This is a genomic window from Roseococcus sp. SDR, from assembly GCF_019083995.1.
In the GTDB taxonomy this organism is placed as follows: Bacteria; Pseudomonadota; Alphaproteobacteria; order Acetobacterales; family Acetobacteraceae; genus Roseococcus.
This window is the reverse complement of sequence record NZ_JAHRCU010000003.1, coordinates 189,260-211,009: the sequence shown is the minus strand read 5'-3', so window position 1 is coordinate 211,009 and position 21,750 is coordinate 189,260. Positions and strand designations below refer to the sequence as shown.

The 21,750-nt window shown below is 70.0% G+C and carries 27 protein-coding genes; 5 read left to right on the top strand and 22 right to left on the bottom strand.

The genetic code is table 11. From position 1 onward, the window contains the following. Nucleotides 1–24 precede the first annotated feature (24 nt). The 3 genes from KTR66_RS05105 (at nt 25) to KTR66_RS05095 (ending at nt 1,314) form a co-directional block, all read left to right on the top strand. A complete protein-coding gene (locus tag KTR66_RS05105) occupies nt 25–357 on the top strand; it encodes a four-helix bundle copper-binding protein (protein WP_213611090.1) in 333 nt (110 codons plus the stop codon). Between the two features lie 106 nt (nt 358–463). Next, entirely contained in the window at nt 464–850 is a 387-nt protein-coding gene (locus KTR66_RS05100; protein ID WP_213611088.1) for a DUF305 domain-containing protein, read from the top strand. Continuing rightward, nucleotides 847–1,314, top strand: coding sequence for a DUF411 domain-containing protein (locus tag KTR66_RS05095; RefSeq protein ID WP_213611086.1), 468 nt, complete (start codon nt 847–849; stop codon nt 1,312–1,314). The genes KTR66_RS05100 and KTR66_RS05095 overlap by 4 nt, the downstream gene beginning before the upstream one ends. A gap of 194 nt (nt 1,315–1,508) precedes the next feature. On the opposite strand, the gene KTR66_RS05090 is transcribed toward KTR66_RS05095, so the two are convergent. The 6 genes from KTR66_RS05090 to KTR66_RS05065 all read right to left on the bottom strand — a co-directional run bounded on the left by KTR66_RS05090 (nt 1,509) and on the right by KTR66_RS05065 (nt 7,565). Next, nucleotides 1,509–2,897, bottom strand: coding sequence for a carbohydrate porin (locus tag KTR66_RS05090; protein WP_213611084.1), 1,389 nt, complete (start codon nt 2,895–2,897; stop codon nt 1,509–1,511). Between the two features lie 67 nt (nt 2,898–2,964). After that, nucleotides 2,965–3,450 carry a signal peptidase II gene (lspA, locus tag KTR66_RS05085; protein WP_213611081.1) on the bottom strand — a complete coding sequence of 162 codons (486 nt, stop codon included), beginning with the start codon at nt 3,448–3,450 and terminating at the stop codon, nt 2,965–2,967. After that, entirely contained in the window at nt 3,447–4,166 is a 720-nt protein-coding gene (locus KTR66_RS05080) for a cytochrome c biogenesis CcdA family protein (RefSeq protein WP_249731843.1), read from the bottom strand. Before KTR66_RS05080 ends, lspA begins: the two co-directional genes overlap by 4 nt. Next, nucleotides 4,166–4,798 carry an SCO family protein gene (locus KTR66_RS05075; RefSeq protein ID WP_371819027.1) on the bottom strand — a complete coding sequence of 211 codons (633 nt, stop codon included), beginning with the start codon at nt 4,796–4,798 and terminating at the stop codon, nt 4,166–4,168. The genes KTR66_RS05080 and KTR66_RS05075 overlap by 1 nt, the downstream gene beginning before the upstream one ends. Next, entirely contained in the window at nt 4,795–5,397 is a 603-nt protein-coding gene (locus KTR66_RS05070; RefSeq protein WP_249731842.1) for a DsbA family protein, read from the bottom strand. Before KTR66_RS05070 ends, KTR66_RS05075 begins: the two co-directional genes overlap by 4 nt. Before the next feature lie 14 nt (nt 5,398–5,411). Continuing rightward, on the bottom strand, nt 5,412–7,565 hold the full coding sequence (locus KTR66_RS05065; protein ID WP_249731841.1) for a heavy metal translocating P-type ATPase: 2,154 nt from the start codon (nt 7,563–7,565) through the stop codon (nt 5,412–5,414). A gap of 74 nt (nt 7,566–7,639) precedes the next feature. Between KTR66_RS05065 and KTR66_RS05060 the strand changes: the two genes are divergently transcribed. Both KTR66_RS05060 and KTR66_RS05055 read left to right on the top strand, forming a co-directional pair. Beyond that, nucleotides 7,640–8,083 carry a helix-turn-helix domain-containing protein gene (locus tag KTR66_RS05060; RefSeq protein WP_213611076.1) on the top strand — a complete coding sequence of 148 codons (444 nt, stop codon included), beginning with the start codon at nt 7,640–7,642 and terminating at the stop codon, nt 8,081–8,083. Nucleotides 8,084–8,144: 61 nt separating this feature from the next. Next, nucleotides 8,145–8,351, top strand: a complete 207-nt coding sequence (locus KTR66_RS05055; protein ID WP_213611075.1) for a hypothetical protein — start codon at nt 8,145–8,147, stop codon at nt 8,349–8,351. Between the two features lie 6 nt (nt 8,352–8,357). Here the strand turns inward: KTR66_RS05055 and KTR66_RS05050 are convergent, their stop codons facing one another. From KTR66_RS05050 to KTR66_RS04975, 16 genes are all read right to left on the bottom strand, one after another. Then, nucleotides 8,358–10,187: a hypothetical protein gene (locus tag KTR66_RS05050; RefSeq protein ID WP_213611074.1), complete on the bottom strand. Its 1,830-nt coding sequence runs from the start codon at nt 10,185–10,187 to the stop codon at nt 8,358–8,360. Between the two features lie 12 nt (nt 10,188–10,199). Further along, a complete protein-coding gene (locus tag KTR66_RS05045) occupies nt 10,200–12,221 on the bottom strand; it encodes a phage tail protein (protein WP_213611073.1) in 2,022 nt (673 codons plus the stop codon). Further along, the gene (locus KTR66_RS05040) at nt 12,221–12,574 is read right to left on the bottom strand and encodes a DUF6950 family protein (RefSeq protein ID WP_213611072.1); all 354 of its coding nucleotides are present in this window, start codon (nt 12,572–12,574) and stop codon (nt 12,221–12,223) included. Before KTR66_RS05040 ends, KTR66_RS05045 begins: the two co-directional genes overlap by 1 nt. Next, a complete protein-coding gene (locus KTR66_RS05035; RefSeq protein WP_075823479.1) occupies nt 12,571–13,137 on the bottom strand; it encodes a hypothetical protein in 567 nt (188 codons plus the stop codon). Before KTR66_RS05035 ends, KTR66_RS05040 begins: the two co-directional genes overlap by 4 nt. A gap of 2 nt (nt 13,138–13,139) precedes the next feature. Further along, complete coding sequence (locus KTR66_RS05030; protein ID WP_213611071.1) at nt 13,140–13,826, bottom strand: hypothetical protein; 687 nt, start codon at nt 13,824–13,826, stop codon at nt 13,140–13,142. A gap of 15 nt (nt 13,827–13,841) precedes the next feature. Beyond that, nucleotides 13,842–15,995, bottom strand: a complete 2,154-nt coding sequence (locus KTR66_RS05025) for a tape measure protein (RefSeq protein WP_213611070.1) — start codon at nt 15,993–15,995, stop codon at nt 13,842–13,844. Nucleotides 15,996–16,024: 29 nt separating this feature from the next. Then, nucleotides 16,025–16,177 carry a hypothetical protein gene (locus tag KTR66_RS05020; protein WP_213611068.1) on the bottom strand — a complete coding sequence of 51 codons (153 nt, stop codon included), beginning with the start codon at nt 16,175–16,177 and terminating at the stop codon, nt 16,025–16,027. A 164-nt stretch (nt 16,178–16,341) separates the two neighbouring features. After that, on the bottom strand, nt 16,342–16,719 hold the full coding sequence (locus tag KTR66_RS05015; RefSeq protein ID WP_213611066.1) for a hypothetical protein: 378 nt from the start codon (nt 16,717–16,719) through the stop codon (nt 16,342–16,344). Nucleotides 16,720–16,895: 176 nt separating this feature from the next. Continuing rightward, nucleotides 16,896–17,873, bottom strand: coding sequence for a hypothetical protein (locus KTR66_RS05010; RefSeq protein ID WP_213611064.1), 978 nt, complete (start codon nt 17,871–17,873; stop codon nt 16,896–16,898). Between the two features lie 87 nt (nt 17,874–17,960). After that, the gene (locus KTR66_RS05005; RefSeq protein ID WP_213611062.1) at nt 17,961–18,914 is read right to left on the bottom strand and encodes a phage tail tube protein; all 954 of its coding nucleotides are present in this window, start codon (nt 18,912–18,914) and stop codon (nt 17,961–17,963) included. Between the two features lie 21 nt (nt 18,915–18,935). Continuing rightward, entirely contained in the window at nt 18,936–19,382 is a 447-nt protein-coding gene (locus KTR66_RS05000; protein WP_213611060.1) for a hypothetical protein, read from the bottom strand. After that, the gene (locus KTR66_RS04995; protein WP_213611059.1) at nt 19,379–20,104 is read right to left on the bottom strand and encodes a DUF6441 family protein; all 726 of its coding nucleotides are present in this window, start codon (nt 20,102–20,104) and stop codon (nt 19,379–19,381) included. The genes KTR66_RS05000 and KTR66_RS04995 overlap by 4 nt, the downstream gene beginning before the upstream one ends. Before the next feature lie 3 nt (nt 20,105–20,107). Continuing rightward, nucleotides 20,108–20,407, bottom strand: a complete 300-nt coding sequence (locus tag KTR66_RS04990) for a hypothetical protein (protein WP_092963389.1) — start codon at nt 20,405–20,407, stop codon at nt 20,108–20,110. A gap of 10 nt (nt 20,408–20,417) precedes the next feature. Beyond that, nucleotides 20,418–20,726 (bottom strand): hypothetical protein, encoded by a 309-nt coding sequence (locus KTR66_RS04985; RefSeq protein WP_213611058.1) that lies wholly within the window; start codon nt 20,724–20,726, stop codon nt 20,418–20,420. Beyond that, nucleotides 20,723–21,361, bottom strand: a complete 639-nt coding sequence (locus KTR66_RS04980; protein ID WP_213611057.1) for a structural protein — start codon at nt 21,359–21,361, stop codon at nt 20,723–20,725. The genes KTR66_RS04985 and KTR66_RS04980 overlap by 4 nt, the downstream gene beginning before the upstream one ends. Continuing rightward, nucleotides 21,358–21,705 carry a DUF2190 family protein gene (locus KTR66_RS04975; RefSeq protein WP_213611056.1) on the bottom strand — a complete coding sequence of 116 codons (348 nt, stop codon included), beginning with the start codon at nt 21,703–21,705 and terminating at the stop codon, nt 21,358–21,360. Before KTR66_RS04975 ends, KTR66_RS04980 begins: the two co-directional genes overlap by 4 nt. Between the last annotated feature and the right edge of the window lie 45 nt (nt 21,706–21,750).

Here is a 21,750-nt window from a genome sequence, read left to right as displayed (position 1 = left end):
AACTCACCCCACGGGAGACGAACGATGCATCATGACATGCAGGCTGAAGCGAAGATTTGCCTCGACTGCCACGCAACCTGCGTGGCGACCATCGCGCATTGCCTGGAGCACGGCGGCAAGCATGCCGATGCTGCGCATATCCGCATCATGATGGATTGCGCGCAGATTTGCCTGACCTGCGCCGACTTCATGCTGCGCGGTTCAGATCATGCACATCATCTGTGCAAGGAATGCGCCGAGATCTGCCGCGCCTGTGAGGCGAGCTGTCGCGCCGTGGCCGATGGCGATGCCATGGACCTGACTTGCGCCGAGGCATGCAAAGCCTGCGCCGAGTCCTGCTCCCGCATGGCAGCCTGAGTACGAGCGGGCGCTTCGGCGGCCGCCTGACATGATTTGTCATCCTACGGAAACCTGCCGATACAGGGGCTGTGGCAAGCCTCTTGCACCCTTGGAGGACAGAACAATGAAGCGCATCTTGATCGTGGCCGCGGCAACCCTGGCCATTGGTGGCTTGGCCATGGCTCAAATGGCTCCGCATGCCGGACATGCTGGGATGCCGGGCATGTCGATGATGCAGGCGCCCGCCGACGCAACGCCCGCCACACGGGCCTACATCGCGGTCATGAATCGCATGCATGATGGCATGATGATGACCTACAGCGGCAATGCCGACCGTGACTTTGCCGCCGGCATGATTCCGCATCACCAGGGCGCCATCGACATGGCGCGCGTCGTTCTCGAACATGGGCGTGATCCCGAGGTGCGCGCCCTGGCGGAGTCCATTATCCGCGATCAGGAGCGGGAGATCGCGCAGATGCGGGCCATCCTGCAGCGCCTGCCCGCTCGATGAGACGCGCCGCGACGGTCGCCCGCCGTACGTTGCTAATGGCGGCTGCCGCCGCACCGGCTTCGGCGCAGCGCCTGACGGCGGAGGTCTGGCGTGACCCGCAATGCGGCTGCTGCGGCGGCTGGGTCGAGCATCTCAGGGCCGAAGGCTTTGCGGTGACGGACCGGGTGGTGCCCAGCGTCGCGCCCTTTCGGCGCATGCTGGGGACGCCGGCGGAGCTACTGTCCTGCCATGCCGGACGCATCGCTGGCATAGCGCTGGAGGGTCACGTGCCGGCCTTCGCCATCCGGGCAGCACTTCGCGAAGGCCCCGCCCGGATTGCCGGCGTGGCGGTCCCCGCTATGCCGGTCGGAACGCCGGGAATGGAAGTGCCGGGACGCGAGGCCGAGCCCTATGACGTCATCGCCTGGCGCCCTGACGGCACGCAGTTCGCCCTACTGCGCATGCGTGGTGCTGCACCGGCCTGAGCCCACGACGAGGGTGCCATGCCCTGACCGATTAAGAGGGGCGCATGCTTGGGCCGCTGGTCAATCGGACGTACCGGAATCTATTCGTGGCGCAGCTTTCGGCCCTGCTTGGCACAGCATTCGCTCTTCAGATGGTGGCTTATGCGGGCATCGCCCCTGTGGCTGCGATAAGTGTGGCCTCCAGGCGGCCATCCTCAGAACGCCGTGCGCAGGCGAAGCCCCATCACCACAACGGGCCCACGATCGGCGTTGTGGCCGGGATTGGCGATGAGCTGGATGTTGGCGGTGATGTTGCTGCCGGGCGCCGCCCGCATGTCGTAGTACAGTTCCGTGGTCGTCTCCGGCCGGTAGTTGAGCCGGCCGTCGCCGATGATGAAGCCCAGGCCACCCGCCGCCAGGAACCGACGCTGGCCGCTTGCCAGTCCGCCGATATTCGCGGCCAGCCCCACCCTGTCCTGTGGCCGCGCCCATCTCGTGCCGGCCAGCGAGGCCCCGGCCGAGATCGCCCAGTCCATCTGCGTGAACATCCATTGCTGGGTGCGGCCGTCATTCCAGGACAGCCGCGCGAAGAGGCCGAGATCATCGGTCACCTCCTGCTCCATGTTCAGGATCAGCATGTGCTTCGTGGTGTAGCGGCCGGTGGGGGATTCATCGGTCGCCTCGATGTCGCCGCTCAGCAGGGCGTTGTAGGTCTGCGCCCGGCTGCGCGAGAGCCCGGCGACCAGGCGCACCGCACCCGGACGGCCATTCACCTCGAAGAAACGGTCGCCCTGAACGAGGAACTGGTGCCCGCGCAGCGGCTGCGGGTCCATCGAGAGGGAATTCACCCGCCGCGCCACCTGGAAGGCACCGGCCCGCAGGCCCCAATGGCCGTTCTCCCATTCCGCGGCCGCACCGAGCGTGTAGCCCTTGGCGTCATTCGCGAAATCGAAGGCGCCGGCGCCGACGAAGGCCCAGTTCAGGAATTGCGTGCGCGGATCATGCGCGTATCGGTTGTCGTCGAAGATGTCGAAGATCGAGAACTTGCCGACGGTGAGCGTGATGCGCTCGCGCGGCGGGGGTGCCCGGAAACGCAGCGGGTCGTCATCCGGCGCCGCCATGTCGGAGGAGAGGCCGATGGTCTGCCGCAGGAACAGCCGTGCCACGGTGGCCATGGGGCCATCCGTGCCGACGCGGAAGGCCTCGCCATTCGGGAAGGCCGCGAAGCCGCGCGTGCCAGAAAGCCCATGGCCGCGGGTGACGATGGGGTTGAACACCACCTCGGCCCCGGTCCAGAGGCGCCGCCCCAGCACCACATCGGCCGAGAAGGTGTTTCGGCCGCGCGGCCCTTGGTTGAGGCTGTTGCCGCCTTCATAGGGCGCGCGGAACGTCGGGTAGAAGTTCTGCACGAAGGTGGATTGGCCGCGCAGCAGCCAGCCTTCCGCCTCCAGCTGCGCCTGGGTTTCGGCCAGGCGTGGAAAGATGGCGTCAGATGATTGAGCCGAGGCCTTGCCGACACCGAGAACGCCGAGCAGGAAGACGAGGTATGCATAGGTCTTCAGATGAAGACTTGCGTGGACGTGATGGATATTTTTTCTTTGCATCCAATGCGGTAGTGCAATGGAGCAATATCGGCAAGCTGTTCTTTCTGAGGGGTGGTTAGAGGACTGGCTATGCTGCGCGTGGCGGACGCATGCTGGCAAAGAGCAACAGTGCAACGCCGCACACGATCGCCACATCCGCCATGTTGAAGGTGGGCCAGTGCCATCCGGCGTAGTGCCAATCCAGGAAGTCCACCACGGCGCCGATCCGCACGCGGTCCAGCACATTGCCCATGGCGCCGCCCACAATAAGGCCGAGCGCGAGCGCCTCCACGCGCGTCTCGCCGCGCCAGAGCCACCACAGTAGAAAGGCGACGACACCGAGCTTGATCAGCACCAGCAGCCACACCGCCTCGGCCGCGCTGTCGCGGAACATGCCGAAGGTGACGCCGGTGTTGAAGCCCAGGCGCAGGTTCCACACCGGCAGCACCTCCACCACCACCTGGTAAGGCGGCCAGAGCGCATCGAGCGCCCAGAGCTTGGTGGCCTGGTCGGTCAGGAAGGCCAACAGCGCGGCGGCGGCGGCGAGGAGCAGGCGGTTGCGTCGTGTGGTCATCCAAGTCTCGCGAGCCAGGGGAAGGTCTTCATGAACCAGATGGCCAGGCGCGTCAGTTCCCCCGTGGCGATGGCGAGGCCGAACAGCACCATCAGCGCGCCCGAGCCGAGTTGCAGCGCCCGCCCCAACCGACCCAAAGCCCGCAGGCGCGTCATGGCCGCCGGCAGATAGAAGGCCGCCAGCAGGAAGGGCACACCCAGGCCCAGCGCATAGGCCGCGAGCAGCCCCACGCCTGCGCCCGGCGTCAGCGCCGCCGCCGCCAGGACGCCGGCCAGGACCGGGCCGATACAGGGCGTCCAACCGAAACCAAATGCCACGCCGATCAAGGTCGCCGACGCGGGGCCGCCGCCAGCGGAGGGCGGCGTGAAGCGCAGCTCGCGCATCAGGGGTGCGACGCGCAGGAGGCCCATCTGCACCACGCCCATCAGCATGATGAGCAGGCCCGAGGCGATGGTGAGCTCGTAGGACCAGCGGCGCAGCGCCCCGCCCAGCGCGGTGGCGCCCAGGCCCAGCAACACGAAGACCATGCCGAAGCCCGCCACGAAGAACAGCGAGAGCCTGAGCGCCCGCCAACGCTCCGCGCGCGCGGTCGCGAGATCGGTGCCGGCCACCCAGGCGACGTAGCCTGGCACCAGCGGCAGCACGCAGGGCGAGAGGAAGGACACCATGCCGCCGGCGAAGGCCACCAGCAGGCCGAAGGCCGAGAGTTCCAGCATCACGTCGCGGGGCGGCGCAGCAGCAGGCGCAGCTTTTCGATGGCGATGTGGTCGGGCTCCTTGAAGTCGATGGTGCCGGCGAAGCGGCCCTGCGCATCGAGCAGGAAGGTGCTGGCGCTGTGGTCGATGGTGTAGCCGCCGCCATCCAGCGGCACGCGGCGATAGGTCACGCGGAAGTTGCGCGCGGCTTGAGCCACCTGGGCCTCGGTGCCGGTCAGCGCCACGACGCGCGGGTCGAAGAGCTCCATGTAGCGCGCCAGGTGCTCCGGCGTGTCGCGTTCGGAATCGACCGTGATGAAGAGCCAGTGCAGCCGATCCGCATCGGGGCCGAGCGCCTCCATGTAGGCGGCGAATTCACCCAGCGTGGTCGGGCAAATATCGGGGCAATGGGTGAAGCCGAAGAAGACGGCCATCGGCCGGCCGCGGAAGTCGCGCTCGGTCACGGCGCGGCCGCGCTGGTCGGTCAGCGTGAAGGGGCCGCCGATCGGCAGCGAGGCAGGGCCGGTGGCGATGACGCGTCGCGCACCAGGCCCGTCCACCACGAACCAGCCGCTGCCGACCGCGACCGTGACAAACGCCAAGGCGGCGACGGCCGCCCAGGCGCCGTAGCGGAGCAGGCGGAGAATGGTCACGACGGTCTCCGTGCCGGCAGAAGTGGACGGACCAGGGCCGCGAACTGGTCGAAGGTGAGGATGCCGCGATGCAGCCGCCCGGCGATGAGGAAGGAGGGCGTGGCGTTTACCCCGTGGTCGCGCTCGGCCTCGAGGCGCATCTGGACCACGGCGCGCGCGAAGGCGGGATCGGACCAGCAGGCTTCGAGCGCCGAAGCGCTGAGGCCCGCGAGACCCGCGTATCGGCGGAGGGCGGCGCGCGGGTCGGGCGAATGCGCCCATGCCTCCTTCTTTGCATAGACGAGCGTGATGAGGGGTTCGAACCGTTCCGGCCCGGCGCAATGCACCATCACCGCCGCTTCGAGGGCTACGCGGTCCAGTGGAAAGTCCCGCAGCACGAACCGGACCAGGCCGGTGTCCACGAATTCCGCCTTGATGCGCGGGAAGATGTCGTTGTGGAAGCGCGCGCAGTTGCCGCAGGTGAGGGAGTGAAACTCGATCACCGTGACCGGCGCGTCGGCGCGGCCAATGACGCGTTCGCCAGGCGGCGTCTGCGCCATGGCTGCAGCGAAGGGGGTGAAGGCGAGGGCCGCAACGGCGCGGCGAGGGAGGTTGGGCATCGGTTTCTCCGGCATCAGGCAGAGGGCGGCTTCCAGGCCAGCAGGCGTAGCGCGTTCAGCGTCACCAGCACGGTGGCGCCGGTATCAGCGAGAATGGCCGGCCACAGCCCGGTGATACCGAACAGGGTCGTCACCAGGAATACCGCCTTGAGACCCACGGCCACGGCGACATTCTGCTTGACGTTCGTCATCGTCGCACGCGAGAGGCCGACGAGTTCTGAAACACCCGTGACGCGGTCCTTCAGCACCGCCGCGTCGGCCGTCTCCAGCGCCACATCGGTGCCGCCGCCCATAGCCACGCCGACCGAGGCGGCGGCCAGGGCCGGCGCATCGTTGATGCCATCGCCCACCATCACCACCGGCCCAGCGGCCTTCAGCGCAGCGATCTCGCGCAGCTTGTCATCCGGCAGCAGCTCCGCCTTCACGCTCATGCTCAGCGAGGCGGCAATGGCCGCACCGGTGCGGGCATTGTCGCCGGTCAGCATCACCGCATTCACGCCCTGGGCGCGCAGTGCCGCGATCCCGGCGGCGGCATCCGGCCGTGGCTCGTCGCGCAGCGCGATCAGGCCGAGGAGCGCGCCGTCGATGAGTGCCACGGAGACGGTCTTGCCCTCGCCTTCCAGGCGTTCCAGCGTGCTTGCCAGATCGCCGAGCGCCACGCCGCGCTCGGCGGCATGGCGCGGGCTGCCGACCTCGACGCGACGCTCGCCCAGCATCGCCACCACGGCCTTGCCTGGAATGGCCGAGGCATCCCGGGCCGGCGGGAGGGCCAGGCCACGGGTCCCAGCCTCGACCAGGATCGCCTTCGCGAGCGGATGGGCGCTGCCCTGCTCGACGCCGGCAGCCAGGCTGATCACCTCATCCGCCGTCCGCCCCGGTACCGCAATCACGTCCGTCACGCGCGGCCGGCCTTCGGTGAGTGTTCCGGTCTTGTCGAAGGCGACCGTCCTTGCGGCGCCGATCGCCTCCAGCGCCGCGCCGCCCTTGACCAGCAGGCCGCGCCGGGCACCCGCGGAAAGGCCCGAGGCCATGGCGGCCGGCACCGAGATTACCAGCGCGCAGGGGCAGGCGATCAGCAGCACGGCGAGGCCGCGATAGAGGCTGGTCGACCAGTCCCAGCCGAACAAAAACGGCGTGAGCAGGATGACCGCGAGCGAGACGACCATGGCACCCGGCGTCCACCAGCGCGAGAAGCGCTCGATGAAGCGCTGCGTGGGCGCGCGGGAGGCCGTCGCATCCTCCACCATGCGGATGATGCGGGCGATGGTGTTGTCGGCGGCGGCGCGGGTGACGCGCAGGCGCAGTGCGCCATCGGTGTTGATGGAGCCCGCGACCACGGCATCGCCAGGGCCGCGTGCCACGGGGATGCTCTCACCGGTGACCGGGCTTTCGTCCAGGGAGGAGTTGCCTTCAACGATCAGACCGTCGCAGGGCACGCGGTCGCCGGGGCGGACCAGGACCAGATCGTCTACCGCCAGCCGCTCCGGTGCGACCTCTTCGGTGCTGCCATCGCCGCGCAGGCGCAGTGCGACGCGCGGGATGAGGGACGCCAGTGCGCGGATGCCGGCCCGGGCACGGCCGGCCGCCACATTCTCCAGCAGTTCGCCAAGCGCAAACAGCAGCACGACGATGGCCGCTTCCTCGGCCGCGCCGATGATGGTGGCGCCGAGCGCCGCGGTGACCATCAGCGTTTCGATGGAGAAGGGGCTGCCGGCGCGGGCGAGTGCCACGGCGCGGCGGCCGAAGGGGATTACCGCCACCAACGTCGCGGCCAGGAACAGCGGATAGGTGAAGCGTTCCGGGAGCAGCAGCGACAAGGCATAGGCGCCGCCCACCAGGGCGCCCAACAGCCAGACCAGCCGCGCCTTGCCGGTGTTCCACCAGGGCTTTTCCAAATCGGCCGGGTCGTCGTCGTGGTCGCCATGCGCATGGGAGGGTGCGGCGCCGGTCGCCGGCAAGGCGGTGATGGTGTAGCCCAGGCCACGGACTTGGCGCTCGACCTCTGCCACCGAGACCGGTGGCACGGTGGCGGAGAGGCGCTCCGCCATGAGGTTCACCTCGATATTGGCAATCCCGGGCACATGGCCCAGCGCCGTCGTGACCTTGGCGACGCAGGAGGCGCAATCCATGCCCTCCACCCGCCAAACCATCCTGCTGCCGTCGTTCATGAGCCCGCTCCATATCATGCGGGCACGTTATGGGACCTCTAGCGACTGGAGGTGCAAGCCCCCATCTTCGGATCATGCAAAAGAGCCTGTCCATCGGCGATCTGTCCCGCGCGACCGGCGTGAAGCCGACCACGATCCGCTGGTATGAGGCGGAGGGGCTGCTGCCGGAACCTGGCCGCACCGCGGGTGGACATAGAGCCTATGCGGCGTCACACCTGCAGCGCCTCGGCTTCATCCGGCACGCGCGGGAGCTGGGCTTCGCGATGCCGGCGGTGCGCGCACTGTTGGATCTGGCGGCCGAGCCGGAACAGGATTGTGGCAAGGCGCACGCGGCTGCCATGTCGCAGATCGAGGCGATCGACGCGAAGATGCGGCAATTGACGGCCTTGCGCGCTGAACTGTCCCGGGTGGCGGAGGCCTGCCAAGGCGGCCGCGTGGCGGAGTGCCGCATCATCGAAACCCTGGCCGATCATACACATGGCCACTGCCTCGGGTCAGGGCATGGTGTGATCTGCTGACTGGCACGCCATCATGGTCCTGGCTGGCGTTGGGGCAGGTTGCTGGACAGGAGAGATGCTGATGAGAGTCAAGGACAGCACTGCGATGCCAAAGCGGGTCCTTGGCCGTAAGCCACGCCCTAATGAGCGGGAGGAGGTGTTTCGCATTTGGGACCATGTCGGTGACGATGGCCGCAAGATGATTTTGTTCGTTTCGCGGCAGCTCGCGCGAGAGCACGGCTTGGTACCGCCCGACACGCCGCTGATCATCACCGATCGCGTGTTCTGACCTCGCTCACGGCATCCGCCGCTTCACCACCCCCACTGACAGCGTCACGGCCGTCAAGTCGAACGTGGCCGCCGAGATATTTCGCGCCATGACGCGCACCGTGTTGTTCGACCACACGGATGCGTCGAGCTCGATGAAGCGGGTGGACGACACCAGCGACGCCTGCGCCAGGTCGCCAGTCCGCGCCCCGTTTACCGTCACGTCGAGCAGCGCGGTCGCCCCTGGCGCCAGGCTTGGCAGGTCCCACGACACCTCCGCCGCCAATTCCCGCCGCCCGCCGTTGGGCGCCAGCGGCGTGCCGTTGAGCACTGGTGGTGCGGCCTCCGGCAGCCCGTAGAGCCGGAGCGACTGCATGTCGATTGGCCCGTCAAAGCCGACGATGCCGATCTGGGCATAGGCCACGGCTGGCCCAAAGCGCAGGCTTTGGCGGCGGTTGAGGCTGCTATCCTCCATGGGGGAGCCGCCCGTCCAAAGCTTACCCGGCGGGCTCCACAGCATGGTGGTGATGGAGGCCAGGACGTCGCCCGCCAGGTTGGTGCGGATGTTGCCTGCGCCATCGAAGCACCGCGCGAACAGCCGACCTCCAGGGGCGTTGCCGGCCAGGGTGTGGACGAGGGCAAACTCCTTGGTCGCCGATACGTCCAGCAACCAGCACAAGCCGCGCTGGGCGGCCAGCGTCAAAGCCCGATCCGTTGGGGTGACGTCGTCGAGCCCGTTGAAGCAGAAATCCGCCATGAAGGTCGCGGTGGTGGTCGAGGTCGCGATGGTGATCAGCCCCTCCACGCCGATCTCCGTCGCCGACTGGCGGAACGCCGCCGCGCGGATGTTCGGCACGCCGGCCAGGAAGCGCTGGAACCGCGACGCCGGCGCGCGGTGCCGGTTGATCACCGCATTGCCGCAGCGGTTCGCCGTGGCCGTGTAGTCGATGCCCACAAGATAGGTGTTGGTCCAGGCGATGTCGTACTCGCAATCCTGCGCGCCCGCCGTGTGCCGCGCCGCCAGCGGTGAGCACGCCTCCATGCGCATGTTGCGCGCGATGATGGCAGAGCCCGAGGTCTGGTTCAGAAAGGGGATGGCGATGTTGCTGCCGGCCTGGCGCAGCTCGAAGTTCGGCGCGTCGAAGACGTGGCGGTTGTGGTTGGAGTAGGCGCCCACCTCATTGCCGAAGCGCACGCCAAAGCGGTCCTGGCTCGCGTTCACCCCCGTCGCCTGGGCGAAGTGCCCGCCGTAGTAGCGGATGGAGGTGTTCCAGGCCGTCGCCGTCGCGCACCAGATATCGAGGCCAATGCGGTTGTTCACGATGCGGCCCAACGTGAAGGTGCTGTCCTCCACGCCGCGGCCATCGCCCAACGTGCGCATGCCGATGGTGAAGCCTTCCACCCGCCGCAGCTCGATCTGGCTCGCATCGACGTTGCGCACGGTGATGCCGATGTCCGCTTCGGAGGACCAGTCCGACAGCGTCTGACGGATCACGTTGAGCCCGGTGTAGAGCTTCTCGGCGTTGCGGATGGTGCCGCCATCGCCCAGCACGAGCACGGAGGTCGGCACCGTGCCTGTGTAGCGGATGGTCCCCTGCATGATCAGCCCGCGCGCGCCGCCCGGCAGGGTCACCGTGCCGGAGACGTTCCAGGTGCCGGGCGGGATCATCGCGAATTTCTGGTCCGCACTGGCGCGATCGAAGGCGGCCTGGATGGCGGTGCGGTCATCCGCCACGCCATCGCCCAGCCCGCCGAAATCATTCGGCAGCACGGCCTCGCGGTCGCGCAGATACTTCGCGAAGTCGCTCTTGTTGAGGTTGGCGTTCAGGACCAGCAGGTCGTCGATGCGGGCCGGCATGGCGTTCTCCGATCAAAGGGCGGTGGCGGTGACCGGGCCGGCGAAGGCGGAGACGTTGCCCTCGGCCGAGACGCTGCGCAGCCAGTACCAGCGGGTCTGGCCGGTGGTGAGGCTGGTGCGGTCCCATGGCAGCGCGGTCGGCTCGCTGGCCAGCTTGATGGCGGCGGCCAGGCTGGCGCTGCTGGCTTCGAACACCTGCAGCCGAACGGCATCCGCGGGAAAGCCGCCCGACAGCCGCACGCCGCTCGCGATGCCGGTCGCAGCCAGGCCCGACGCGGCGGCCGGCACCAGCGCCTCGCGCCAGCCCGACACGGCTCCGCTGCGGGCCTGCGCCCGGACGCGGAATGCGGTCGGCTCCGCGGTGGGGATAGCGACGGCGGTGGCGCCGAAGCCACCGGCATAGCCCTGCCAGACCGCGACGGAGGCCGGCCGGAGCTCAATCTCGTAGCCGGCGAGATAGGCCGACCCCACCGCCGACCAGGACACGGCAATGGCCGTGAAGGCGATCACCACTGGCGTCTCCACCAGGATGGTCGCCGGCGCCGCGATCACGCCTGGGTTCGGCAGCACCACCGAGGGGTTCTGCCCCGTGGCCCGCTCGTCCGTCGCCGGGTTCCACGCCCAGACGGCGGGATCCTCCTCCGCGAGTTGCAGGTTCACCCCACCATCCGGCGCCAGCGCCCAGCCGGTCACACGCGCCGGGAACGGCGTGAGCCGGTCGAGAGCCACCGTCACCCCATCCCAGGGCCGCAGCCGCAGCGCCGAAAGGTTGGCCTGCATCGCCACCTCGCGCTGGCGGCGGTTGCGCTCCAGCTCGATTTTCATCAGGCGCTGGACGGTCGCCGCCGAGGTGGTGAGCGGGAACTCCATGTCGCGGTAGATCGCCTCGCTGCCATCCTCGGTGACGTAGTTGCTGGCCAGCAGCGGTGGCGCGTCGGTGGGCTGCCAGGCGGCGGCCGGCTCGACATAGACGGCGCGCACCCCGTTGAAGAGATCCCGCCGCGGCCGCGAGCCGACGATGGTGACGTCGCCGCGCAGGTCGTCGGAGGTGAGTGTCGCCGCCGGCAGCGCGGGTGCACCCGCATGGATGTAGAAGCGCCCACCCGACACCACGAGCGCGCCGGCCATGGCGGCGACCAGCTTGCGGGTGATGGCGATCTTGCCCTCGCCCAGCGTGACGGCGCCGTTGACGGTGTAGCGGCGCTCGGCGGTGCCATCGCGCCGGCCCATGATCTCGTCGCAGATGTTCGCCGCCGCCATCAGCGCCGGCAGGTCGATATCCGCCCAGGCCGCGCGCCACCCGAAGGACGAGGTCAGGTACCAGGCTAGGCAGAGCGCGGGATTGTCGGACCAGCCGGTGGCACCGGTGCGCGGATCGAGGATGGTGTCCGCCCCCTCGACGATAGCCGAGAGGCTGGGCGCGCCGGAGGGAAAGGCCTCGGGCCGCAGCTTGAGCCGCACGGCGAGGTAGGCCCGGCCCTGGCCACGATGCGCGGCGGTCCATTGGCCACCCGTGTCCGCCACCAGATTGCTATTGGCGGCCTGACCCGGATCGCCCAGCGCGCGATCGATCCGCAGCAGTCCGGCGAACTTCGCGTCGGTCGAGGCGGTGCCGTTGAGAAACACCTCGCCGATGGCGCGCACGCGATGCGCCGCCAGCACCACGACGACGTGGAGAAAGCCGTCGGCGCGGCCCTCGTCATCGGTGGCGGAATGCAGGAACACGACGGGGCCCGAGGTGCGGCAGCGGCCGAAGACGATCTGGTGCTCGGTGATGGGCTGGCGGAAGGATTGGGTGCGGCCGGCGCCGGGCGTGCGCGGATCGAAGCCGGAGCCCGGGCCGGTGTCGGTGCCTGGCGTGACGTTGGCGCTGCGAGCGGCGGAGGGCGACTTGGGGCGGAAGACCGCGGCACCGACGGCGGACACCACCAGGGCGGCGCCGGCGGCCGCCACGGCGCCCAGGATGCCGCCACCGATGACGGCGGAGGCGGCGGCACCCGCCGCGGCTGCGATGAAGGGAATGGCGACGGGCATCAGCCAACCTTCCAGGCAATGGCGCAGGCGTTGATGGGGAGGCGAAGCAGCCCCGCGGTTCCGACGAAGGCAGCGCGGCCGGCGTCCAGCACGACGCCGAGGCGGTCGGGGCCCGCGGCGAGCACCACGTCGCCAGCGCGCGCGAAAGGCACCGGGACGCGGGGGAAGCCGGCAGTGTCCGCCATCGCCGCCAGCGTGGGGTGGTGCTGCCACGACGGCCGGTGTCCGGTGCAGGCCACCACCGCGGCCAAGGCGAGGCGCCCGCAGTTCCAGCGCGCCAGGTCGAAGGGCCGATGCTCAGCGACGGTGATCAGCGCCGCCAGCCGCTCCGGCCAGTCGGGTAGCCGGGTCATTGGATAGGCAGCCGGATCTCCGCCTCCTGCAGGGCGGGGACGAACTCGAAGAACCGATCGCCGGGGTATTCCGCCTGCTGATCGGCGTCGGTGTAGCGCCGCACCTCGGCGCGCTCGAGGTCGACCAACCGGCTCTCACAGGCCAGTGCCACGGAGGGCTCCGCGCCGTCCGTGACCTCCATGGTGTCCATCAGCCCGGCCCAGAGTGGAAACGGGTCCGCGACAAAGGCGCCCTGCGCGTCCAGCAGGGCGCCCCACAGCGTGACCGGCCGCAGGCGGTAGCTGCGCTCAGCCAGCGCTATATCCACCACCTCCTGCGGCACGGGCGACAGCGCGAGGGTGAGCCGCACGGCGCGCAGCTCCACCGTCTCCTCCACATCCGAGATGGCGCCGATGCTGCCGGCGCCCTCGAACACCTTCCCCGCCCAGTCCAGCGGGCCGAGCCCGGTCCAGACGCGAAAGGGACCGGTGGCGAAGTCGAGCTCAACCAGGACGACCGGCGTGGCGATCGGCGCGGTGGCGGCGGAGGCTGCCTGGTTGCTGAGGCGTGGGGTGCCGGACATGACTACAGCGCCTCCTCCATGCGGATGGTGACCGCGGCGAAGGGGCCCGGCCGCGTCGGGTTGGCCGCCTCGTCGTCTGAGACCAGCCGCATCGGCACGCTCGGCAGGGAGAGGATCAGCGGCTCGCCGACCACCACCGCGGCGCGCAGCGGTGGCGCGATGGCGATGGTGGCGGTGCCTGCCCCGGAGGCTGCGACCGCGGCCGTGGCGATGTGGAGCCGGCCGCCGAGGCCGATGTAGTCGCCGGCGCCCACGGCTACGGTGCCCGGCCACCAGCCCTGCGTGACGATGGACAGCGCCCCGCGGGGTGCGCCGGCCGCCAGTGAGGGATTGCCTGAGCCCACCACCAGCCCGGTCCCGTCCGTGAAGATGGTGGCGTCCGAGAAGGAGTACGGTCCGGTCGGCACATCGCCCTGGCTGCGCGGATCGCCGGTGCGGTACTCGCGCCGCCAGTCCCAGATGCGCACCGTGTTGGCCGAGCCGGCGAGTGCCGCCAGCAGCCCGTCCATCATCCCGGCCTGGACACGCCCCAGCGGCTCGAAGCTCGCCTCCGCCACCCAGCGGGCACCCTCGCGCCGCAGCACCTGGGTTGCGCGGGTGACCGGCGAGACAAAGCGTAGCGTGTTGTGCTGCAGATAGAAGCTGAGCCGCGACGGGCGCAGCGTGGCGGGCCAGGTGTATTCGGTCATGATGCCCTCCTGGACCTATCCCCGCACGATAGAGGTGGCGCTGCCGCCGCGGCGGATGGCGTCGAGCGTGGCGGCACTGGCCTGGCGCACGATCTGCGCCGAGAGCACCCGCAGCCGCGCCTCGACCCCGGCATCGGCGCCGCGCGCATCGATGGTGATGCTCTGGTTGATCACCGGCCCGCCTGGCGCCATGCCGTTGGGCAGCACCGTGCCGCTGCGGTTCGGCACGAACCATTCGGGCCCGCGCTCGCCCACGATGTAGGGTTGCCCACCCGCCACGGGCCCGCCCTCGGCGCGGAACAGCCCACCCAGCGCGGAGCCGATCCCGGAGAAGATCGAGCCGAAGTCAAAGCCAGCCAGGCTGGAGGTCACCGCCGTACCGAGCGGCTCGGTGATGGTGCGCCGGACGACGATGCGGGCGATGTCCTGCAGGATGCCCTGAAGCACCTTGGAAAAGCTCTCGCCCTTGATGATCGCGTCCTCGAAGGCCGACGAGAAGGTCAGGCCGAGTTCGCGCGCCGTGTTGCTGGTGCGCTCCGTGGCCTGCTGGACGCGCTGCTGGCTGCGCTCCAGCTCCTCCAGCGCGGCATTGGCCTCGCGCGAGACGGTCTCGTCGGGGATGGGCTGCCCGATGCGCTCGGAGCGCTCTACCAGCCGGCCGAGGGTTTCGAGGCGGCGGGTGTAGCGCTCCTGAGCGTTCTCGTTGTTCTGGATCAGCCGCTCACGCTCGCGGATGATGTCGTTGATCTCGCGCTCGGCCTCGCGGTCCGGGCGCGGGATGGAAGCCACGCGGCGGGTGGTGCCCTCGATGCGGCGCAGGGCCTCGTCGCGTTCGCGCAGGGCCAGCGTCTCGAGGCGCGTGCGATCCGCGGCAGTGATGCCGCCCGCGGCCTCGGCCTCGCGCAGGCGTCGGACGCGGTCCTCGTATTCGCTGTTGATCCGGAAGCGGACGTCGAGCGCCTTGCGCAGTTCCTCGGCATCGGCGGCGGTGCGGCGGCGGCGGGCCTCGGCGGCCTGGGCAGCGGCGCTCTCCTGCTCAGTGCGCTGGCGCTCACCAGCGGCCGCCTCGCCGCGAGTGATCTCCTCCTGGAGTTCCGTGTACTGCCGGCGCAGCTCCTCCAGCCGGGCGGCGCGATCTACGCCGGCCTGCTGCTGGGCCGCCCCCACCAAGCCAGGACGGATGCTGCCACGGCGGACCGGGGCGCGCAGGCTCTGCCCCTCGCTCTCCGCCTCCAACCGGGCGATCTGGGCGCGCAGGGCCTCGGCCTGGGCGCGGCGGTCGGCCTCCTGCTCAGAGGGGAGCAGCAGGCCGGAGCCGCGGCGGACGCCGTCTAGCACGCGCGCGGCACCGGACAGCGCGCTCGCCAGGGCGTTGGACAGGCCGATCGCCTGGTCCAGCCGGGCGAGGAACTGGTCCGCCGCGGCGGTCAGTTGCCCGAAGGCGCGGCCGACGGAGAGTGGGGCGCGCTCGAACTCGCCGTTCAGCCGCTCGACGGCGCGCAGCAGCGCGGGGAAGACCGTGTCGGCGGTGAGCTTGCCCTCGGAGCCGAGCTTGCGCAGCTCGCCGATGGAGACGCCGAGCTCGCGGGCCAGAGCCTGCGCCAGCGTGGGCAGGCCTTCGAGGATGGACCGCAGTTCGTCGCCCTGCAGCGTGCCCGACGCCAGCGCCTGGGCGAGCTGTTGGGTGGAGGAGGCGATTTCCTGCTGGCTGGCACCCGAGGCAATGGCGATGCGCTGCAGGCCGCCGACCAGCGTGGCGACCTGGTCGGAGGTGGCGCCGATCTCGCGGGCGGCGATCGAGAAGCGCGCAAAGGCGTCGACGCTCTCGCGGACGGCGACGCCGGTCTGCAGGCTGTCGCGATAGAGGCGGTCGTAGATCTCGCCGGCGCGCTCGACGGAGCCCAGCGCGGTGTTGAGCCGCCCCATGGACTGGGTGAGCGCGTCGCCGGCCACCACTACCGCGCGCAGACCTGCGGCAAGGCCGGCGATCTGCACGCCGCGCACGGCGACGTCGAGCAGGTCCAGCGCGCGGGAGGCGCGATCGGCGCCGCCCTGGATGCGCTCCAGGCTGCGCTGGCCGGTCTCGCCGACCTCGCGCAGCTCCTGCTTGACCCGGGCGGCGTCGTCCAGCGACAGGCGGACCGAGACGCGGCGCGTGCTATCCGCCATGCGTCATGCCTCCTGCGTCGGTGGGGTGGTCAGGATCCGGGGGGATCAGTGCGGCGCGCGGCGCTGCCGGCGGCGAGGCCCATGCGCATGGCCAGGAGCAACTCGGCTGCGGCCCAGCCGGAGGCGCCCATCTCGCGAGCGGTGGCGAGCGCGGCCGGCATGTCGAGATCGAGGCCCGCCATGGTCGCCGCGGCGCAGGTGGTGCCGGCGGCCCAGGCCGCAGCGCCCTCGACGCTGGCCGGCGCGTGGGCGGCGTAGGGGCAGGCCAGGCCGCAGTCGCGGTCGAGGGCCGCGCAGCCGCGGCAGTAGTCAGGGCCCTGGCCGAAATGCCATTCGGCTCGGGCCCTTAGCCGTTTCCCTCCAGGGCCACGGCGGCGACGGGGCCGGTGGCGCGGTCCCAGAAGGCGGCCGCCATCTCGTCCATGTCCATCAGGCGCTCGACCGCTTCGGGGGAGAGCGGCAGCGGCTTGCCGGCGGCGTCGCCCACGCCCTCCCAGGCGGTGACGGCGTGGCGGGCGAGCGCCTTGACCAGAAAGGCGAAGGCGAGGCCCCGCGCCATGTCGGGGTCGAGGTCGGCGTCCGAGGCGCGCAACGCGCCGAGGCGGCGGGCGGAACCAGCCTGGGCCGCGGCCATGACGGCGGTGGTGACGGGGCGGATTTCCACGCGGACCCCGCGCGGCAGGTCGAGCCAGTACGGCTCGACCGGGAGGTCGAGGGTGAGCATGGGAGCAATCCTTCCAATGTCAGCTTGTTGCGTCGTCGCATCGCGGCTGTGGCCCGTCCGCGAAGGAATGGGCATGCATCGACACGCTTGGCCTGAGCGAACCCAAAGCCGCCGGTCGGCGGTCCAGGCGCGGTCACCTCGAGCATCACGTAGACGCGCCATTTGGCCGGCGAGAGCTAGAAGGTGCTTACCCTCACCAGGCCAACAAGACGGCGGAATTCTGCATCCAGGCTGTCACTCTTCCAGCGATTCACGAAGCGACACACGACCTGCAAATTGCCGGGCTCGTAGTGCCCCGAACTGTCGATTCGATCGAGTGAGCAGCGCATCTCCGGATCGCTGCCGTCCTCGTCAAACTGCAGCGCTATCCCGGTGATGGCACAAAGCCCGTCCTGGTCATCGATGAGTGAAGCGACGTACTTCTCCAGCGCCGGCTTGTCGAAGGACGTGCGCTTGTCCTTGAGGGTGCGCAGCACCTGCTGACCATTCGCACCAGCCACCGTGCTGAACACGGTTTCAACCATCCGGAAGATAGTCTTCCGCTTGGCGTCATAGATGGTCGCGGGATTTCGGCCCGTTCGCATAGCCTTCGCCTGCCATGCGGGCCTGCCGTGCCAGGGCTCGAGGCCGTCGCCCTCGATCAGAGCGAGCGCATACTCCGCGTTGTCGGGTGAGAGTTGCTGCAGGGTGCCTTCGGTGAAGAGGAAGTCGCGAGCCTTCGGATGGAGGCCGGCCCAAGGCAGGGGGCGCCCCTTTCGGTCGCGGTTTCGCCAGGGCTCGGCTGCCTTGTGCAGCTCGAAGACGCGGGGGCCATCTCGCTGCGGATTGACGGAGGGCATCAGGGTGATCTCGACGGGCTCAGGGCGGGAGATCGTCCACCACAAGTTGTCCTTCTCTCTGTGGATCCAGAGGTCACCGCTTGTCTCAGCAATGGCATCGTTCAGACCGAACCAACGTGACGCGACCGCCCGTGTGGGAATTTCCATCCGGGCCGTCTTGAGGTTTGCCACCGCGAAGTCGACGAAGCCTTCGCGGTCCCGCCGCTCCCAAAAGGGATGGACGCGCTCGTTGTTGATGGTCGCGACGGTGCTGCGCTCCCGGCATTTCGGCCAGAGGTAGTTCGCCTGACCGAAATTCGCGATGAAGACCCTCAACCCTTATGCCTCTTTGCAGCCGACGGAGCTTACGGAAGATGGTAGTTTGGCGGCCTTGATGCGGAAGCGGAAGAGGCTGCTAGGGCGTCACGCATACTCCGTCCCGGCCTGCTGGTTCCGCAACACCGCGGTCATCATCCGCGTCGCCGTCGCGTTGAAGGCGGCCCTGAAATCGAAGCTGGCCTCCACCCCGGCCGGCCCCTCGATCGGCGTCTTGGCCAGCGCCAGATAGACCTCGTGCAGCGTGATGGTCAGGCTGCGGTTGGCGTCGATGGTGAAGGCGAGCGCAAACTCCGCTGAGGTACCGGCCTGCGCCTGCGCGAGCAGCGTCGTGTTTTCGAAGCGCACGGTGATCTGGCCGGTGCAGCGGGCGATGCCGGGGTCCACGCCCTCGACGCGGCGATCGGCGCGGATCGTGCGCACCGCTTCCATCCCATTGGCGTAGGTGAGCCGCGCGCCGGTGACCTGTGCCAGCGCCGAACCGCTGCGCGTGATCGACCCCTGCGCCTTGTTGAAGGCCGTATAGGCGGCGCTGGTCGGCGTGCCGCCTGACGTCGCTCCGGTGCGCACGGAGCCCTGACCCAGCAATCCGAAGGTCGCAGTGGCCGCGCCGGTCGGCGTGAAGTCCAGCTCCAGTGTGTCAGCGCGCACGCCGGTGCACACGTCGAAGGACGGCACGTCGGGATAGCCGATCTCCATCGCGTTGCTCGGCAGCGCGGCGGCGCCCGAGGCGAAGGTGTGGATGAAGTTGGTGGTGCCGGTGGTGGTCGGCGCGCCGAGCAGCAGCCGCAGCCAGTGGCCGATGTTGATCAGATCGACCGGCACCACCGCCTGGCCAGCAACCGTCACCGTGTCGAGGAAGGGTGCTGCCGGATCGCGGTTGCTGCCCACGCCGATCACATCGGCATCGAGCAACGGCTGCTCCGCCCCCAGGTCGCAGGACAGGAACGGCATGCGCCGCCAGTTGCTGCCAGGCGCGGTGCCGTAGGTGGTTTCGGGCAGCATGAGCAGGCGACAATTCGCGCCGATGGCACGGGGCATGGGCGTTCTCCTGGAGGCGGATCAGGCCAGCGGCGAGCCGGCGACGGTGAACCAGAGGGTGATGGGGACGGCAGCGGCGCGGGCCGCGGCCGCGCCTTCGAACTCGACATCCTCGAAGGACGCGCCGGCGGGCTGTGCCCATTCGACGGCGCCGCCGAGGGTGCGGTTGGCGGTGATGGCGGCCGCGACATCCACCAGCAACGCATCCAGCAGCGTGTTGCGCGCGGCGGGCGTGGCGCCAGCGACGGTGATCTCGACCTCGGCGCGATGCTCGATCTGCCAGACGAGCGGCGAGAGGATTGGCGTTTCCTCGGCCGTCTCGCCGTCGCGGACGAGAACCAGCCCGCCGGCGGGGATGCGCTGCGGGATGGTCTCGCCGCGCAGCACCAGCGGCGCGGGGTTCCGGAGGGCCAGCGCCGTGACGAGCCGGCCGTGCAGCGCCGCGATGGCTGCCTCGCGGATGCTCACGCGGACCTCCCGCTCTCACGCTCCCAAGCCGCCACGAACCGGGCGGGAAGCCGACGCAGCCCACGCTCGGCCGCGCCGCGCACGTCGAGCCGCTTGGCGAGCTTCACCTGGGGCAGCAGCAGGAACATCGGCACCATTCCCTGCTCCAGCAGCCCGCGCGCCCAGGCCTCGCGCCCCTTGCGGTTGGCGGTGCCGATCTCCGTAACGCCTCCCGCCACGAGGCGGGTCCGCCGCCGGCGCCCGGTCTGCTCGCCTTGCCGCAGCGGCAGGCACCACACGAAGCCCCGGCCCGACTTGAAGGGCCGCAGGAAGGCCTGGCCGGAGGCGACCATCTGCGCGGGCGTTACCCGCATGCCCTTCTCACCGCGCCCCCGGCGCCCCCGCGCCGCATTGAAGCCGGTCGGGATGGCCAGGAACTTCCCGCCACCCTTGGCGCGGATCAGCGCGCCCCGCTCGAAGGCGTCGATGACGTTCGGCACCTTGGTGAAGACCAACCCCGCTGGCCGCAGCGACTGACCCGTCCGCGGGAAGATCATCGACCGCCAGGCATTAGCGATTCCGCGCGCGTTGCCCGAGAAGGCGGTGGTGACCTGCCGGCGCAACTCGGCCTTCACCTGCTCGGTCTCAGCGCGGATGGCGGTCATGGCCGCGCGCTCGCCCGCCTTCACCTCATCGGCCAGCACCTTGCGCAGATCGCCGACGATCGCGGCACCGAGCCGCATGGATCAGCGCCCGCCGAACTTGCGGCTGAGGATGCGCAGCAGCAGGTCGTGCAGTGCGGCATATCCCAGCGTCCCCGCCAGCCAGGCCACGGCGAACAGCCACCAGCCGTCGAGCTCGAAGGCATGGGCGATCAGCCAGGCGCCGGTGCCGAGGCTGCCGCCCGCCAGCGCGTGGAGCAGATAGGCGCGCGTGAGCAGTGGCCGGTCGGTGGACGAGAAGCGCGCCATCGCCCCGAGCGCACCCAGGGCGCCGGCGAGCAGAGCCTCGCCGACGATGCCGCCGATGCGCTCCGGGTCGATCATGGCGGTGCTCCTATCGGCGGCAGAAGACGCGCCAGGCGATGCCGGCGGCGTCCCGCTCGGCGTGCTGGACGGTCAGGGTGTCAGCGCCGAGGGTGAAGGTGTCGTCCGCCCCGACGCTGGGCAGCACGGCGATGGCGACGGTCAGCACGTCGCTGGCCTGGATCACGCTGGTGCCAAAGGCGTCGCCGAGACGGTCCGGCGCCGAGCGGACCACGCGGAGCAGGACTGGCGCGCCCGTGCCACCGGCCCGGTAGAGTGCATCCGCACCGATGTTCGGATCCGCGGCCAACGCATCCATGGCCGCGGCGAAGGCGTTCATGCTGGTCGTCGCAGTCGCCAGGCGAGCACGCCCACCACCGCGGCGGCGATGACCGCGATGGCGACAGCCGGCGCCAGCGTGCCCAGCGCCTGGATCGCCGGTGCGGCCTGCGCCACGGCGGTGGCGATGCCCGCGGCGCCCACCAGCACCGCACCGCGGCCGGTGCCGGTGACGGCCGCCACCTCGCGCAGGGTCACCGGCGGCGCCGGCGGCACCCCGGCCAGGGTGAGCGCGCGATCGATGACGCCGGCCGGATAGCTCAGTCCGGCGCATTCGTGGTGGATGATCGCCTCGACCAGCGGCCGGAGGTGATCGTGCCGATGCAGGTCGATCGCATCGTCAGGCCCGACGCCGATCCGCCGCGCCACCACCGCGATGTACGCGGCGGTGTCGTTCTCCACCTTCGGCGCCCAGCGCTCGATGATCGCGCGCGGCGTCCGCAGCTTGTGCCGGTCCTGGTAGGTGACCAGCAGCGCAGCCAGCGCGCGGATGCCGAACTCGTGGCTGGTGAAGCGGCAGAAGCGCCCATCCGAGGGCGGCTCGGCCATCCCCTGCCACTTGTTGGCCGGGACGTGCTCGATGTTGCCCGGGTTGCGGTTGCGATAGCCCCGCGTGGCCTTCGGATCGATGCTCATGTGCCGATCGCCGGAACACGCAGCAGCACGGTGCGGACGGTGGTGTCCGCGGCGAGCGCTGCCACCGTGGCTATCCCCACCTGGAAATTGCCTGTGGCCGTGGTGGTGAGGCGCCGGTTCGTGTTGTCCCAGAAGAGGCGCGCGCCGGCGGTGATCGCCAGGGCCGGCTCCTTGGTGATGTCGAACACGCCCTTGGTCTGGCATTCGATGACGGCGTTCTGCACGCCATCGACCGCGGCGACACCGAAGATCGCGCCGACCAGCACGCCCTGGCCGGAGGTGACACCGCCCGCATAGGGGACGGCCAGCGCCAGGCTGTCGCCGGGCTGCACATAGTTGCGCATGGGGATGAGGTCTCCAGTGGTGGTTGGGGTGGCGCAGGGCCGGAG

What these genes read in the sequence shown, in the direction of transcription:
- KTR66_RS05045 (WP_213611073.1), bottom strand. Translation starts at nt 12,221, where the DNA reads ATGCCCGTCGCCATTCCCTTCATCGCAGCCGCGGCGGGTGCCGCCGCC.
- KTR66_RS05035 (WP_075823479.1), bottom strand. Translation starts at nt 13,137, where the DNA reads ATGTCCGGCACCCCACGCCTCAGCAACCAGGCAGCCTCCGCCGCCACC.
- KTR66_RS05055 (WP_213611075.1), top strand. Translation starts at nt 8,145, where the DNA reads ATGAGAGTCAAGGACAGCACTGCGATGCCAAAGCGGGTCCTTGGCCGT.
- KTR66_RS04995 (WP_213611059.1), bottom strand. Translation starts at nt 20,104, where the DNA reads ATGCGGCTCGGTGCCGCGATCGTCGGCGATCTGCGCAAGGTGCTGGCC.
- KTR66_RS04990 (WP_092963389.1), bottom strand. Translation starts at nt 20,407, where the DNA reads ATGATCGACCCGGAGCGCATCGGCGGCATCGTCGGCGAGGCTCTGCTC.
- KTR66_RS05020 (WP_213611068.1), bottom strand. Translation starts at nt 16,177, where the DNA reads ATGGCGGGCCTCGATCTCGACATGCCGGCCGCGCTCGCCACCGCTCGC.
- KTR66_RS05015 (WP_213611066.1), bottom strand. Translation starts at nt 16,719, where the DNA reads ATGCTCACCCTCGACCTCCCGGTCGAGCCGTACTGGCTCGACCTGCCG.
- KTR66_RS05050 (WP_213611074.1), bottom strand. Translation starts at nt 10,187, where the DNA reads ATGCCGGCCCGCATCGACGACCTGCTGGTCCTGAACGCCAACCTCAAC.
- KTR66_RS05040 (WP_213611072.1), bottom strand. Translation starts at nt 12,574, where the DNA reads ATGACCCGGCTACCCGACTGGCCGGAGCGGCTGGCGGCGCTGATCACC.
- KTR66_RS05065 (WP_249731841.1), bottom strand. Translation starts at nt 7,565, where the DNA reads ATGAACGACGGCAGCAGGATGGTTTGGCGGGTGGAGGGCATGGATTGC.
- KTR66_RS05070 (WP_249731842.1), bottom strand. Translation starts at nt 5,397, where the DNA reads ATGCCCAACCTCCCTCGCCGCGCCGTTGCGGCCCTCGCCTTCACCCCC.
- KTR66_RS04985 (WP_213611058.1), bottom strand. Translation starts at nt 20,726, where the DNA reads ATGAACGCCTTCGCCGCGGCCATGGATGCGTTGGCCGCGGATCCGAAC.
- KTR66_RS04975 (WP_213611056.1), bottom strand. Translation starts at nt 21,705, where the DNA reads ATGCGCAACTATGTGCAGCCCGGCGACAGCCTGGCGCTGGCCGTCCCC.
- KTR66_RS05060 (WP_213611076.1), top strand. Translation starts at nt 7,640, where the DNA reads ATGCAAAAGAGCCTGTCCATCGGCGATCTGTCCCGCGCGACCGGCGTG.
- KTR66_RS05030 (WP_213611071.1), bottom strand. Translation starts at nt 13,826, where the DNA reads ATGACCGAATACACCTGGCCCGCCACGCTGCGCCCGTCGCGGCTCAGC.
- KTR66_RS05080 (WP_249731843.1), bottom strand. Translation starts at nt 4,166, where the DNA reads ATGCTGGAACTCTCGGCCTTCGGCCTGCTGGTGGCCTTCGCCGGCGGC.
- KTR66_RS05100 (WP_213611088.1), top strand. Translation starts at nt 464, where the DNA reads ATGAAGCGCATCTTGATCGTGGCCGCGGCAACCCTGGCCATTGGTGGC.
- KTR66_RS05090 (WP_213611084.1), bottom strand. Translation starts at nt 2,897, where the DNA reads ATGCAAAGAAAAAATATCCATCACGTCCACGCAAGTCTTCATCTGAAG.
- lspA (WP_213611081.1), bottom strand. Translation starts at nt 3,450, where the DNA reads ATGACCACACGACGCAACCGCCTGCTCCTCGCCGCCGCCGCCGCGCTG.
- KTR66_RS05005 (WP_213611062.1), bottom strand. Translation starts at nt 18,914, where the DNA reads ATGCCCCGTGCCATCGGCGCGAATTGTCGCCTGCTCATGCTGCCCGAA.
- KTR66_RS04980 (WP_213611057.1), bottom strand. Translation starts at nt 21,361, where the DNA reads ATGAGCATCGATCCGAAGGCCACGCGGGGCTATCGCAACCGCAACCCG.
- KTR66_RS05025 (WP_213611070.1), bottom strand. Translation starts at nt 15,995, where the DNA reads ATGGCGGATAGCACGCGCCGCGTCTCGGTCCGCCTGTCGCTGGACGAC.
- KTR66_RS05105 (WP_213611090.1), top strand. Translation starts at nt 25, where the DNA reads ATGCATCATGACATGCAGGCTGAAGCGAAGATTTGCCTCGACTGCCAC.
- KTR66_RS05095 (WP_213611086.1), top strand. Translation starts at nt 847, where the DNA reads ATGAGACGCGCCGCGACGGTCGCCCGCCGTACGTTGCTAATGGCGGCT.